General features: G+C 45.3%; 12 protein-coding genes and 1 tRNA gene. 5 read left to right on the forward strand and 8 right to left on the reverse strand.

Annotation, left to right across the window (positions count from 1 at the left end):
* Positions 1-114: 114 nt before the first annotated feature.
* The gene (locus JCM14374_RS13750) at positions 115-282 is read right to left on the reverse strand and encodes a hypothetical protein (RefSeq protein WP_172674168.1); all 168 of its coding nucleotides are present in this window, start codon (positions 280-282) and stop codon (positions 115-117) included.
* A 33-nt stretch (positions 283-315) separates the two neighbouring features.
* Between JCM14374_RS13750 and spoIIP the strand changes: the two genes are divergently transcribed.
* The 5 genes from spoIIP (at position 316) to JCM14374_RS06100 (ending at position 7,165) form a co-directional block, all read left to right on the forward strand.
* On the forward strand, positions 316-993 hold the full coding sequence (gene spoIIP, locus JCM14374_RS06080) for a stage II sporulation protein P (RefSeq protein WP_278279242.1): 678 nt from the start codon (positions 316-318) through the stop codon (positions 991-993).
* 199 nt (positions 994-1,192) lie between these two features.
* A complete protein-coding gene (locus tag JCM14374_RS06085; RefSeq protein WP_054694790.1) occupies positions 1,193-2,383 on the forward strand; it encodes an S-layer homology domain-containing protein in 1,191 nt (396 codons plus the stop codon).
* A complete protein-coding gene (locus JCM14374_RS06090) occupies positions 2,358-5,429 on the forward strand; it encodes a hypothetical protein (RefSeq protein WP_054694793.1) in 3,072 nt (1,023 codons plus the stop codon). The genes JCM14374_RS06085 and JCM14374_RS06090 overlap by 26 nt, the downstream gene beginning before the upstream one ends.
* A gap of 218 nt (positions 5,430-5,647) precedes the next feature.
* Entirely contained in the window at positions 5,648-7,045 is a 1,398-nt protein-coding gene (locus JCM14374_RS06095) for an MFS transporter (protein WP_054694797.1), read from the forward strand.
* A gap of 45 nt (positions 7,046-7,090) precedes the next feature.
* Positions 7,091-7,165, forward strand: a tRNA-Arg gene (locus JCM14374_RS06100).
* 298 nt (positions 7,166-7,463) lie between these two features.
* Here JCM14374_RS06100 and JCM14374_RS06105 read toward each other — a convergent pair.
* The 7 genes from JCM14374_RS06105 to JCM14374_RS06135 all read right to left on the reverse strand — a co-directional run bounded on the left by JCM14374_RS06105 (position 7,464) and on the right by JCM14374_RS06135 (position 14,542).
* Positions 7,464-8,084 carry a TVP38/TMEM64 family protein gene (locus tag JCM14374_RS06105; RefSeq protein ID WP_054694799.1) on the reverse strand — a complete coding sequence of 207 codons (621 nt, stop codon included), beginning with the start codon at positions 8,082-8,084 and terminating at the stop codon, positions 7,464-7,466.
* Complete coding sequence (locus tag JCM14374_RS06110; protein WP_172674169.1) at positions 8,071-8,763, reverse strand: alpha/beta hydrolase; 693 nt, start codon at positions 8,761-8,763, stop codon at positions 8,071-8,073. Before JCM14374_RS06110 ends, JCM14374_RS06105 begins: the two co-directional genes overlap by 14 nt.
* 173 nt (positions 8,764-8,936) lie before the next feature.
* Positions 8,937-9,119, reverse strand: coding sequence for a DUF2197 domain-containing protein (locus tag JCM14374_RS06115; RefSeq protein ID WP_054694804.1), 183 nt, complete (start codon positions 9,117-9,119; stop codon positions 8,937-8,939).
* Between the two features lie 44 nt (positions 9,120-9,163).
* Entirely contained in the window at positions 9,164-10,882 is a 1,719-nt protein-coding gene (locus tag JCM14374_RS06120) for a methyl-accepting chemotaxis protein (RefSeq protein WP_242848853.1), read from the reverse strand.
* Positions 10,883-10,932: 50 nt separating this feature from the next.
* Positions 10,933-11,256: a hypothetical protein gene (locus JCM14374_RS06125; RefSeq protein ID WP_054694807.1), complete on the reverse strand. Its 324-nt coding sequence runs from the start codon at positions 11,254-11,256 to the stop codon at positions 10,933-10,935.
* Positions 11,253-13,703: a Lon protease family protein gene (locus tag JCM14374_RS06130; RefSeq protein WP_242848854.1), complete on the reverse strand. Its 2,451-nt coding sequence runs from the start codon at positions 13,701-13,703 to the stop codon at positions 11,253-11,255. Before JCM14374_RS06130 ends, JCM14374_RS06125 begins: the two co-directional genes overlap by 4 nt.
* Positions 13,700-14,542, reverse strand: a complete 843-nt coding sequence (locus JCM14374_RS06135; protein WP_054694812.1) for an MBL fold metallo-hydrolase — start codon at positions 14,540-14,542, stop codon at positions 13,700-13,702. The genes JCM14374_RS06130 and JCM14374_RS06135 overlap by 4 nt, the downstream gene beginning before the upstream one ends.
* Between the last annotated feature and the right edge of the window lie 259 nt (positions 14,543-14,801).

Below are 14,801 nucleotides of genomic sequence, written 5' to 3' on the forward strand. Positions count from 1 at the left end.
CAAAATAATAAATAATAACGATTAAACGAAAAGGGCGGTTTATATGGATAAAGTTCTTGATAGGAAATATGTTATTATATTTTTCATGATCTTATTGGCGGTTATGTTGGTCGCCTATATTTTTAATATTATAAGCAGTCCCCAGGCCAAGCCGCGTTTAAGTCCGGCGCCTTCAACCGAAAAAGCTACTTTACTATTAGAGATACTGCCGGTAAAGTAATTCTGGAGACCGGTTTCCCAGTCAGTGAAAAGGATGAATACATCAGTGAAAAAAATATCCATTATATTATAACCAGTGTAAAGGGAACTAACGCTATCGCTCGCGTAAAAAGCAACTCCGTTAATAATGTCAAACCCAATCTCAAAAAGGCCGTATTGCCATTGAATTCAAAAGGTATCCCCGTTCAAGCCCCGTCTATTAACAGTCATGTGGTAATATATCATACACACAGCGATGAATCATATGGCTATTCAACCGGTATTACCAGTAAACCAGGAAATGGAGATATATATGCTGTAGGAACCTCATTGGCAAATTCCCTCCAACGTTCAGGCATCAGCGTTACTCATAGTTTTAACCGGCACGATCCTCACGATATCAATGCATACCACCGTTCGCGCCGAACGGCTCTGCAGCTATTAAAGGAAAGACCTGATGCCGCGTTTGATGTTCATCGTGACTCCGCCCCAACCAGCTCGTACTTTACAACTGTAAATGGTGTCAATACCTCCCGCGTCATGATAGTAATAGGACGTTCCAACCCAAATTTGAAAACCAACCTCGATTATGCCCGCAGGGTTAAGGCAATGGGCGACACCCTCTATCCTGGTATGATGCGCGGTATATTTATTGGGAAGGGAGACTACAATCAGGATCTTTACCCTACCGCGCTAATCTTTGAAATCGGCACAGACGGAATGTCTTTAGATCTGGCCCAAAACGCGGCCACCTGTCTGGGAGACGTTATCGCCCATGTCATGATTCAAAGCTAGGTAATGGTATTACCGATACAGGAATAGACTAGTGAAATAGAAATTAACCAAGATGCTTGAAACAGCCCTCCATTAAAACCAGGGGGGCTTTTCTTTGCGCATATTTTGCAATATTTTGTTGATCTTTAAGCAGGTTTATCTCAATATAATGGCGAAATATTTTTATATTTATAAATAATGGAAAGGAAGCGGAACAAAGATGACCCCGAATAAGAAACCCCTTCTTCTGTACCTGTTCCTATTGGTGTTCCTGCTGAGCATGAGCACAATAGCGCTAGGGGCTCCGGTTGGAGACAGCAGCATCACTCCCCCGGTACAATCATCATCAGTCGTTAAAACACCATTTACGGACGTAGCAGCCAATGATCCCAATCTGATTTTTATCACTTACCTGTCCCAGCGAGGTTTAATGAAAGGCTTTCCTGACGGAGGCTTTCACCCGGAAGAAGGCTTGACTCGTGCCGAAGCCGCATCATTGTTCGCGCGTATCGCGGGACTGAAAGCGGGCAGCAGTCCCAGTGGTTTTAAGGACGTTGCCAAAGACCATTGGGCTGCAAGCAGTATTGCAGCAGCCGTTAAAGCGGGATACATAATGGGTTTTCCCGATGGCAGTTTCCAGCCCGAAAGGAAACTCAGCCGGGCTGAAGGCATCAGTTTATTTTTCAGGTTAACGAAAGAAAAACCTGATGCAGATTTGCCGTCTCTGCAGGATATTAACAACCAGCACTGGGCCGCCAAGAGTGTTGCGGTTGCCCTGGAAGCCGGGATGATAAGTCTCAGTAAAGACGGCAAGAAATTCTATCCCGACCAATCATTTAAACGCGGAGACCTGGCCCGTACTCTCAGTATACTGCTTACCAAAGAGCCGCAGCTCAGCAGAAGCAGCCTTTACATAACTTTGAAAGTAAAGAGCGGAGAAGTTAAAATAACCCGTGTCGGCGGCAAAGAAGAAAATATCAGCGGAAATAGTACCCTGGCCGTTGGAGACAGCATCAGCACCGGCAGCGGTGAAGCTGAATTAAGCTTCCCCGATGGCAGCGGTTTATTATTGAAGAGCGGTACCAAACTGGCTATTAAAGAAAACCAGGGAAGGTCATACATAACGACCGACGGTACTCCCGGTACGGGAATAGACTTCCTGGAAGTTGAACTTAAAGAAGGAAAAATGTTTGGCGCTCTGGCCAGTAAATCTTCCGCCGAAACCAGCCAACCTGCAGCAGAAACAAAGAAAACCAGTACATTAATCAAGAACTTGAGCAAAGTAGCCAGCTTAAAGAACCTGGGACCCTGCTTTTTGCGGCGGCAGACTCGGCTCAGCCTGGTACAAGACGGCGGAAAAGAAAAAAGTAAGGGTAAAAGTAGACATGCCCTGGGGCGTAGCCGCTATTAGAGGCAGCTTCTGGAGCAACCTGGTTACAGACAAGGGCAACAGCACCAGCCTCCTGGAAGGTGAAGCTGAAGTAACCAGCGGCGGCCAGACCCAATCCCTGGGCCAGCTTCAAAGCACCACAGTTACCGCAGCCAACGCGCCACCCAGTGCGCCCACCCAGATGACAGCCGCTGAAAGCAAGGAATGGGTAGAGGTTAAAACCTGGGTCGAAGCCAAGGCGCAGGAAATCGCCAGTAAACAGGAGGCTGCTCCCCCTCCACCCGCATCGGTTGATGCCCCGCCGGCCCCATCTCAGCCAACGACTGTTCCGCAGTCTGCTGCTCCATCTGTCCCTAATGTTATCAATGCGGTAAGCAGCGCATTATCCCAGGCTGCCAGTACAGCCAGCGGTTCCGCCAGCACCCCGGCTTCAAACAATAATACTGGTTCGGGAGGAACTTCAAACAGCAGTGTAAATTATACTGGTACAATTGGAACCTGGACGGTTACCGATGTGATCAGCACAGTATATAACGGCACAACTTATAAACTGGCCAGCGACTTCGCGGTTAACAAACCCTCAAATATTGTCGGCAATTACTACTGCCTGGAGATAATGAACAACAGTAATTTTAATGTGGGAGTTCTGGAATGGAAACCTGTGACAGAAAAAATGCGTCGCCCTACATTATTTTTCAGTGACCCTGCCAGAATAAGGGTATTATTTGCTAAAAGCTATTCCGGCTGCGATATTACTGGAGTTTATCGGCTTAATACAGACGGAACCCTGTGCGACGAGATGAAAACCATCCAGGGTATCATAACCCTGGCTTCTCCATACAAGGCTCCGGCAGGCGGCTTGCGGGTAGGTATCGAAGCCCATGGAATTTCAGGCGTAGACCAAATCTATGTTTTCACCAATGAAGTAACCATACCGGAAGGCGCCTGCAGCATCAGCTACAGCCTTAAAGTACCGGGTACACTCCCAAACAATTCCGGATATTGTGTTTCCTTCTGGCCCCTGGGTACGTATAGTGAGCCCTGGATGGAAAGCGCACCCGTTAACATTAGCTGCGCCGATATTGCAACAGCTCCCATAAATGGTGAAATTCCCCGGGGAGTCTGGGTCAACGGTTCCGTGCAGCTGCCCGCACCCGTACCCAACGGACAAACACTGGGGGTAACAATAAAATTTGAATACCAGGATCCTAATGAACACCCAGTTTTCACTTGCAGCGGGGTTATCAACGGCAATATATCAAGTTTTAATTATACGCGTCCGGTCAAACCTGGTGATTACAAGGTAAGTTATATACTCTATTCTACAACGGATTTATTAGATTATTTTGCAGCCAATCGTTTACTGGAATGCGCTTATTACCGCATCAATGGTCCTTGCACACCGTTTGACGGCGACATTATTACCATAGGCAGCACCAGCCAGGAGATTAACCTTAATGTTCTCAATAATGGTCTCTTAATAAGCGGCAGTGCTATTCTTCCCTGGCAAGCTCATGAAGATACAGATGTATATATATCTTCTCCTTCACTGCCGCACTATCAAGGTTTTGCTAAAATACCAGCAGGTAGTTTATCAACCAATTACACCCTCGTAGTCCCCAGCGGGACGGTCGGCACAATATATTTCTTTGTTGGCGATGTTAACGGAGAATTAACTATTTTGTCACCGCTTACCGCCGACTTGCCCGGTCAGAATATCTATCTTAGCACCAGTTCGATGGCATCGTCTTCAGGGAAAACACATTTTAATGTTCCTGGCCCCATTGAACCTAATTCTATTTTGATAGGCAGCACCGTTTTCAACCTGGACAGCCCTGATTATACTCTTGACAACCTGCTTATCGCGTTGACACAATTAGATTCATATTGCTTTAAGAATGGTCTCTTGCCCAGCCTGGGGCTTTACTACAAGTCACCCTTGCCAGCCTGGTTTGACCTGAATAACCCAGCCATTGGCAATGGCAGCGGCCTAAATGATCCCGCCAATGCTATAGACCCTGCAAATCTTCCCGAGCTATTCGGAGGGATCTACCCATCATCAAGCATGCTGGGCATACATTCCTCTGTCCTTCACTACTATGTGCCGCAAGGATTCACGGGAAGTATATATCTGCCTTTTTCCCCGCCGACTGTGAATATAGCCGTTTCAGTCGGTTCAACATCATCACCGGTTGTGCTTACTGATCGGGGACCGGTTATCTATCCTCAGCCTATGATAAGGTTCGATGTCGATGCTAAACACCCCGGCCTGGGCACCAATAGCTTAGCTTACACTTTAGAAAATAGCAGTTATTCGCCCTCTGCAGTAACCACTACCATCCAGGTGACATCTCTGCCCGGCTTGGAAATAGTGGATTCTTCAACCCCACCAAAGCATTGCCTGGAAGAAGGCTACGCCGCTACCACCATGACCATAACCGGAGCTGCCATCGGCCAGGCTACCTGGAATGCAGGCGATCCCTTGACACTTGTTCTAAGCTCCGGCTTAGGCAACAAACCTGTGCCGCAGTGCAGTATCGATCAGAGCACTGTTTCAGTTGTTTATAACCAGGTCAGTTTTACCCTGCCGGCTGGTTTGCCCGCTGAAGGCTTCTACTGTGTGGAGTTGTTCCGCACCGGCGATTCGGAGCCTTTCGCCCTGGCGCCATTCCCGGTCTGTCCGGCGGGTAATAATTCGAAGATTAATCCAGGTGCGGTTTACAATAAAGCAGACAACATCTTAACCATACCGGTCAGCGGCTATGAACCCTATGCGTCCCTTAATCCTAATAAGTTGACGATAACCAGCAACGGCAACAGCTATACACTTGGAGGCACATATATGGGTATGCCAGATTATGCATCCTTAAGTCCTGGTTATTTTAAATATTGCCCGGCAAGCAACAGTTTCCAAGTATACCTGACAGGTGTCGATGTCAGTAATATGAACTCATTGGCTAGCGGTCCTGCCACCCTGACGGCTGCTTACGGCTGGTGTATAGATGCTGCAAATAATTACGCTGCCGCAACTACCGGCGGGATCAACATGGTAATTGTCGGTCCATAAGCACCACGAGAATAATATTAACCATCGTAAGATGACATACTTAAAGGGCATTTGTTCCTCACTGGAGCAAATGCCCCGCTTTTTCCCGGCTTTGCCTATTCTGAACCCAAATTATAATAAAAATGTTTCATGGTCAGCTATATAACGTAGTAAAATATTATACAGTATCCCGTTATCTTAAGTATAGAGGCCAATACTTTCAGGCAGGGCGGAAACAGATGATTAATAGGCCGAAGCAAAAATGGCAGGTCCTGACAGTTATATGTATCGGCATCTTTATGGCTACCCTGGACGGCAGCATTCTTAATATAGCCAATCCCAGCATAGCCTCTGCTTTCCATGTAAGCATATCCAGCGTGCAGTGGGTGGTCACCGCTTATATTCTGGTGATAACCGCTACCCTGCTCCTCTTCGGTAAGCTTGGAGACAGAATTGGTGGCCAAAAGATATACAGAAATGGTTTTGCTGTATTTACGCTGGGATCACTGCTGTGCAGTCTTTCATCCTCATTGGGGGTTCTGGTTGGTTCGCGTCTCATTCAAGCCATCGGGGCCAGCATGATGATGGCCACCGGAATTGGCATTGTATCCAACACATTTCCTCCCGCAGAACGCGGCAAGGCCCTGGGGCTGACTGCCAGTATGGTCGGTATGGGCAATATGACCGGCCCGCCCCTGGGAGGTATCATACTGGCCAAGCTAAGCTGGCCATTCATCTTCCTTATAAATGTTCCTATTGGCCTGGTAGGATTTATTTTGGCGGTAAAGCTGCTCCCCGCTCAAGAAATAAATAAAACCGAATCGGCTTTTGATTTCACCGGAACTATTTTATTGGCTGCCGCTTCAGCCCTTCTGGTTTTTTCCACTAACACCGCCCATGGCATCAATTATAAACTGTTAGTATTGGGTTTGGCGCTGCTGTTAGCTTTTTGGCGGTGGGAAGAATATTTAGAAAACGGCCTTCTTGATTTGGAACTGTTTAAAATCCCTCGTTTTGTTTTCGGTAACCTGCTGGCCTTTGTGGCTTATTCCTTGCAGCCTTTTATTATATTTCTTATGCCCTTCTACCTGGAAAGGGTTATGAACCTTACCCCGGCTTATTCAGGTTTGTTAATGGCAGTTACTCCCATTGCGATGGCCTTAACCGCGCCCCTTGCGGGAAGCCTGTCAGATCGCATAGGTCCAGGCCTACTAACACCATTCTCTTTTTTGATGCTGGGGTTAGCCAGTGTCATGTTGTCGGCTTTAAACGAGTCAAGTTCTATTTTATACATAGGATTATGTCTGGGCTTATTCGGAATGGGTATGGGAGCTTTCGGTTCTCCTAACAACAGTGCGATTCTGGGAGCAGTCTGCCGGGAAAAGGCTGGTTACACCGGCGGGTTCATCTCCATGGTGCGAAACTTTTCCTTTGCCCTGGGCACAGCTATGTCGGCCGGTCTTTTTTCCTTATTTTTCAGAAGCGTCTCAGCCAGTCACAGCTACGTTGCTTCTTACGCAGCCGCCACCCGCCATATATACTGGATCAGTTCAATCCTGTGCCTCCTGGGATTTATCCTGGCCGTTTTCACCCGTATCCATCTGGAAACCAAAACGGTGGATAATAACGTGGAATGACTTTTGACCTGCGGACGTTATTCTGTTATAATCATATAGCAATATGCGCCCGTAGCTCAGTGGATAGAGCACCGGCCTCCGGAGCCGGGTGCGGAGGTTCGATTCCTCTCGGGCGTACCATAAGAAAAACCGGCACTTTCAGGGGTAGTGAAAGTGCTATTTTTTGCCCATTTTACTGTTTTGACAGAAGTTTTTTTTAATCACGACCTCATAGACTTTCTTTCTGGTAACTTGATTTGACGCTTTATTTTGTCATCGTTAGTTACCAACCTTAACCGTGGATACTCTATCGCTGGTTGAATAGATTCTTTAGTAATTCATCAGGATAAATCAACATTTCTGTAAAGCATAAAACGACAGGTTTAGGAGAAGGGATTTTAAAGCCTTTGAGTTCTGCTTCTATTGACAGGAACGTTTCTTAAAACTTATGCTGTCTCATCGGTAAGCGGCCGCGGAAAAAATGTATGCCCGCAAAGGATATGATAAATATCAATGCGATTATACTCAATGTTACTGTCATGTTGCGGCTTTTCATAAAGTAATTGCCCAGGGCCACATAAATAATAGCCCAGGGGATTTTACCCAGCGCCGAGGAACTTGCAAACACCCGCCAAGAAACTCCGCTGATTCCTGCTCCTACGTTTATGATTACGGTAGGAACCACAGGAAAAATGCGGCAAATCAGCAGAATTAAAAAGACGCTTTTTTCGTCCAGGTTTCTAAGGTCCAGGTCATAACGGTTTCTAATCCTAAATATGAAGTAGTCGCGGGCTGTGAACCTGGAAAGGTAGTAAAGAAATAATGCTCCGGCAAAAGCCCCGCTCCAGGCCAGACAAAACCCCATCCAGTTGCCGAACAGCATACCGGCTGCCCCCGCGAGGATCATATAAGGAATGATAGGCGCCACACCCTGCACAAAAAATAATATAAAGGCCACCAATGGACCATAAAGGCCGAACCCCCTGAGGTATAATACGGTGGAATTTATACTGGTGAAGTCAACGTGTGACAGTTCTATGCCTCTTTCATCTCCGTTCAATTATATTCTCCAGCAGCCATTTGAGAGTAATATCCTGACGCTGCTCTACCTTCCCGGCAAAACGATGGTCTGCTCCCTTGATAATATGTAATGAAGCATTAGGCGCTCCCTCAGCAATTAAAAACGCGTTTTCAGTGGATACCACTTCATCGTTTTGGCCATGCACCACCAAAACCGGTCGCACTCCCAAATGCCTGATACAGGCCAGCATATCATGATGGTTAAAATCCTGTATCAAGTCTGGAGCCAGAAAAAACCGTCCCCATTCATCTTCCAATTCAACTGTTCGGCCTGATAACAGCTCCCGGTATGCCTCTCCCAATACCGCGGAAAAAGTATCATGCAGCAGAACCGGTGCTGACCAGAAAATATACCCGGCTATTCTTTCATCAGCAGCCGCTCCGGCCAATACAGTACTGCCTCCCAGACTTCTTCCCAAGACTATTAATGGTACTTCATAATTATGGTCTGCAAAGTCGATAACATGCTGAAGATCAGCGGCCTGGCGCGAGATAGTAACATTCTTGAAATCCCCCTCACTTTCACCGCTGCCGGAAAAATCAAAAGCCACTGCCCCCAGACCTATATCATTCAAACGGTCAGCAAAACCATATATCTTGCCCCCGTTTTCTTTGCTCCCACGAAATCCATGGGCTATTATTACTACCGCCCGGAGCATCCCGGATGGCATGAAAACATATGCTGCCAGTTGATGTCCATGAGAACAATTAATGTTTATTTTCTTCAGTAGAATTGCCCTCCGTAATGATTGCTCAATATTTTTTATTTATGATAATTACTTTATCCGCCGCTCCTGATACTCCCACTATCTTCTCGCCGCTCACTTTTCAATCATATCGGTTTCTTGGGTTTCCGGTCCTCATCGGCTTCATGACGAACTTTTCGGTTACAAAGATCACAGATAAAAGTTGGTTCTTTCTCTTTGGCCGCCAGTTTTTTATAATCCTGATGTTCCTCGTTAATAGCATAGGTTTTGCCGCACATAAGGCAGCGCGCATCAATAGTTGTGCTCATTGTCTCACATCCTTTGCTCAACTTATCCAGTATTCAGAAGGATTTTAAATAGAAAAATAGGAAATAGCTTCTTTTAATTCTAGTATAACCGTATTCAGAGCATCTAAAGAGGCATTTATTTCTTCTATTCCAGCCATCTGTTCTCCAGCCAGTTCGCTGATATTCTGCGCTGCCAGGGAATTGCTGTCCGCAGCCGATGCGGTTTGTTCAATAGAGTTAATTACTGTATCAGCGCTGTGAGCCATTCTCATACTGGCATCGGTCATGGATTTAATCTGCTCATTAACGGTGCTGACGGCTTGAATAATGTAACCAAAAGCATGTCCGGCACTGGATACCACTTCGGTGCCATTTTTCACTTCGCGGGTTCCTGCCTGCATCGAATCTACAGCGCGCTTGGCTTCAATTTGAATCTCTTTTACCAACTCGGCGATACGCTTGGCAGCATCAGCCGATTCTTCAGCCAGTTTGCGAACTTCTTCGGCCACCACAGCGAAACCCTTACCCTGTTCACCTGCACGAGCCGCTTCAATAGCCGCATTGAGTGCCAAGAGGTTGGTCTGGTTAGCAATATTGGTTATAAGATCTACGATTTGCCCTATTTCCTCGGATTTATTCCCCAGACCGCCTACAATATCCGCAGTGGAATTTACCGTATGACTGATTACATTAATTTGTTCTATGGCATGGGCTATTTGTCCTTCGCCCTCATGGGCGCGGGTAGTGGCCATATCCGCTGATCCTGCTACTTCGACAGCGCTGTGGGCCAACTGCTGGATGGCCCCGGACATTTCCGCAATAGATTCTTTGGAATCCCGGGTTAAATTCACCTGAGATTCAGTACCGCGGCTCATTTCGTTAATCTGATATGTCATCTTCTCCATAGCCACAGCACTCATTTCCGCACTTTTTAAAAGTTCGTGACTGGAATGACTGACAGTTATAATTAATTCATTTGTCTTGCCAATCAATGCTGATATCTTTTCTATCATGGTATTTACCATACGGGCCAGGTTGCTGGGTTCATCATCGGCAAATACGGGGATATAATGCGTCAAGTCTCCCTCGCTGGTACGTTTAACCGCTTCCGAAATCCGTCTCAGAGGCATATATACTGTATAGGCAATTAAAAAGGCAGCAATAAAGCCAATACCGATACCTAAAATAGAATAAATGATCATAGATAATCTGAAGTGGCTGACTATATTATCATAAGGGGTGGCTGGAACCCCCACATACCAGATGCCGATTATTTTCCCGCTGGCATCCTTAATAGGTTTATAAGCGGTCTGGTTCCTGGTTCCCACCACCTCGGCTTCCCCTAAATACGGTTTACCCTGGTCTAGAACCTGAGCTTTTACCTCTGGTGATACCTGGGTTCCTACCATTCTCTGGCCATCTTTCTTTACATTAGTGGCTACCCTGGTATCACCGCGGAATATAGTTACTGTATCCCCGGTCAATTCACCGACTTTATCAACTACGTCATATTTGCCTTCGATTAATACCCCGCCCTTAAAAAGCTTGCCGTCGCGCAGTTCCCACTCTCCGGGATACATCATATTCAGGATTTGTTCTCCGGTAGCCAGGTCTGATTTTAATTTTTCTTCAGCGGTTAATACCAGCTTGCTTTTCACAACATATGTAGCGTAAATACCCATTATTCCCGTAACGCCAGCTAAAATGAGCGTAAACGCCAGCAGCAGCCTGAGTTGTACATTCATCTTGCGCAATACTTTTTCAATCCAATTTAAAAACTTCAATATCAAACCCTCCCCCGATTAATATTAAAAGCCGCTCATTAAATCCGTTTTTATGTTTTTTCAACCACCTTTAAAACCTTAATATAAATAATTTGCTGGTAATTAAAAACCCCTACAACATTGCCGTGCTCGTCATACATATAGTTGGCTGAAGACCCGCCAACATAGACCTGGGCGTTTTTATCAATTCCCAGATTGTTAATATATGTGACGATTTTTTGATTGTTGGTAAATGTTATTTCAACTTTTATAAGCTTTTGACCTTCTTCAGCGCTGGAATTATTAAAAAGACTTGCCGTTTGAAACTTACAGCCCCCGATAAATAATGATCCCGCCAACAGCAAACATATTAATAGGTTATTTTTATATGTCAAATTTCCCTCCTCCTTCTGGGACTTCGAAATCTTTTGGGGGTATTGTCCCGGTCCGTTTCACCTCCGTAATAGGCTCTGCGCGCGCTCCAGGATGAAAGTTTCTTGTCTACAAGTTCATGGACACTTCCGCTGGTAAATTTCCCTGACTCTTCTCTGATTCCGGCAGGTACTCCGGTTACAATCTCCAATCCTTCATCTATTGTTGCTACGGCCCAAACATGAAAAGCCCCTGTTTCCACAGCCGCAATAACTTCATCGCTCAACATGAGCTGGGATACATTTTGCCGGGGAATGATTACCCCCTGCCTTCCATCAAGACCTTTATGTTTACATACTGCATAAAATCCTTCGATTTTTTGATTTACTCCCCCTACCGCTTGAATTTCGCCGTTTTGATTAACTGATCCCGTAACGGCAATTCCCTGATACAGCGGCAAATCAGCCAAACTGGATAATAAAGCATATAATTCGGCACTGGATGCGCTATCACCTTCAATGCCATAATAAGACTGTTCAAATGTTAAACTTGCCGAGAGGGTTAAGGGTTTATCCTGCGCATATTGGGCGCCCAAATATCCGTTCAGCGTTAGAATGCCCTTACTATGAATACTGCCGCTCATTAAAATTTCACGTTCAATATTAATCAGGCCTTTTTCGCCCATAAAGGTCTTGGCTGTAATCCTAACCGGTTTGCCAAAGGAATGCTCACCCATTTCATACACAGCCAGTCCATTTATTTGTCCGACTTTTTGGCCTTTGACATCAATCATTACTAAATCTCTAAACATATATTCACGGGCTTTATCTTCCATCATGGAAGAGCGATAGCGCTTTTCGGCGATAGCCTTGCAAACATGAGATTCGCTCACCAGTTCTTCTTTATCATATTCGGCCCAACGGTTTGATTCGTAAATTATCTCTACCAGCTTGTTAAATAGGGTGCTTAGTTTATTCTGGTCCTCAGCCATGCGGCTGCCGTATTCGACCACTCCGGCAACGGCTCCAGGAGAAAAATGCCTGAGATTTTCGCTTTCGCAGACCGAACTTATTAAACGCGCATAATCCATGATATTCTGGCGGTTGCGTTCCATTTCGATATCAAAATCCGCCCTGATCTTAAAAAGCTTCTGGAACTCCTCATCTAAAGAATAAAGAAGATAATAGTATATGGGTTCACCTATTATTACTACTTTGAGTTTGGCCGGGACGGGTTCCGGCTGCAAGGTCTCGGTGTTGGTAACCCCAATAATTTTCCCGATGCTCTCTATATAAATTTGCTGGTTTTTTAATACCCGTTTAAGTGTGTCCCAGACATAATAGTTTTTAATCAAATCATAGACATGCAGAACCAGGTAACCGCCATTGGCCCGGTGTATGGAACCGGCTTTTATTTTAGTAAAATCAGTGGTCAGGACACCGAATTCGCTTTCATATTCTATTTGTCCAAATAAATTAGAAAAGGTGGGATTATTTTCAAATACTAACGGGGCTGATTTTAATTCCGAGTTATCCACGAATAGATTTACTTGATAACGCCTCAAGGCCGTCCTGCGGTCCAGGTTCTTAAACCAAGCCACGGGAGCATTTTCCTCAGGTTTGATTAAGAGTTCCAGGTGTCCCAGGAAATCCTTTTTAATTTCCTCCAGGTATTGGGTTACCCGGGGAAACTGCCGGTATTTTCTGCTCAGACGATTAAAGTGGGGCGAAATTACCGAACCGGCTGTTTCTATTTCCAGAGCCGCAATTTTTTGTTTCATGGATTTTTCTAATTCCCGGTACTGGCGAAAGGCTTCGTTTATCTTTTCCTGAACAGCGGCACTGCGTCTTACCAGATCAGCTCTCTCTTCTTCTGACATTGACAGGTATTCTTCCTGTTTTAAGGCTTCACCATCTTTTAAGGGAACAGTACTGATGCCGTTCTGGTTGCGGGAAATGCTGAATCCGTACTTATGAGCCTCTTCATCCAGCCGCAGGTACATATTATTAGTATCTTCGAGAAATGAGGACAAAACCTGGTTTTTGCGAAATTCAAAAGCTTCTCCTTCAAAAACACGGCTGACCTGTTCCAGAATCTGTTCAAGCTGTTCGTTCAAATCTTTTCGCAATATCCTGCCTTTGCCCGCTGGTATTTCTATCAGCCGCGGGGTATCAGGGTCGGCAAAATTATAAACGTATAATAAATCCGGAGGCACGGCTTGATGACGCGCTTTCTTTTCCAGCATCTCCCGGGCCAGAGTGGTTTTACCGGTTCCAAATGGTCCGGAAAGGTATACATTATAACCGGGACTATCCATATCCAGGCCAAAAGCCAGCGACCGTACCGCACGATCCTGGCCTATGATTCCTTTTAACGGTTTAATCTCAGCGGTACTGGCGAATTTAAAAATGGCAGGATTGCATTTTCTGGCCAGTTTATCAGGTTCTACCCGGTATTTGTTTAGGTTCAAATCGCACCCCCAAAATTTAAAACCATGCCCGCATCGCCCTTTATTATTTTCATGCCCAGTTCGTTATATAACCTGGCGGCGGCATAAAAGCCCGTACAATGGCATAGAACGATTTTGTCTATATCCATCTTTTTAAGATCAGCAGCGGTTTTCTCAATCCGTGATTCAGAAGCGGCAAACAGATGAGTTCCGCCAATAAACGCGATTATTTTTGATACTCCGGTCTTTTCCATGGCATTATTTATTATGTTGATCATTCCGGCATGTGCACAGCCGCTTATTATAACCAATCCTTTTGAAAGCTTAATGATTAAAGCCAGGTCATCAAGGATTTCATCATCAAACAGCTGCCCGTTGATTTCTATCTTAAAGTTTCCGCCTGCATCTTCGTATTCTGTTAGGCGTGGAATTTCTCCGCTAAGAAAAATACCCGGCCATATTTCTTGGAAATTATCCGCTTCAACCAGCGGGATATTCTTAGCCTCTATATCGCGCTTGGAAAAGGCGCAGCCAATTTCCTTATAGGTTCCGTTTGCCAAGGGAAACGGCCGCGGATTGAAAAGCCGGGAATGGGCATAGATCACCGGCACATTATATTGATCGATTAATGAACGCAAACCGCCGGTATGATCAAAATGACCGTGACTGATTACAAGCGCATCTAAATCTGACAGGTCAATACCCTTTGTCCGGCTGTTGTGAATCAGGGCATCACCGCTGCCTGTATCAAAAAGGATCTTTTTGCCCGCTTGTTCAATTAACGCGGCAAAACCGTATTCACCCCTAAGATTAGGAGCACAAGCAGTGTTTTCCACTAATATAATTACCCTGGTTTGCATTTTTCCAACCCCTCTGTTACATACAAATGATAATATTTTATATAGACAGCCCTAAATCCTTCTAATTAGGGTCATGATTTTTTAATTTTTCCCTTCAAATAATCCTTATTTTTTCTAAAACTTCATAATACTTGCTCCCTCCTAAATTACCCATCATGTCTTCGATTTATCCATATTCCCTATTTACAGCCAAATAAAAGGGGTTTGCGCAGAAACCCTGCAAGTGTTGACAAATTCCGCTGATTAAGAGTATATAATT

The sequence above is a fragment of the Syntrophomonas palmitatica JCM 14374 genome, from assembly GCF_001311885.1.
In the GTDB taxonomy this organism is placed as follows: Bacteria; Bacillota; Syntrophomonadia; order Syntrophomonadales; family Syntrophomonadaceae; genus Syntrophomonas_A; species Syntrophomonas_A palmitatica.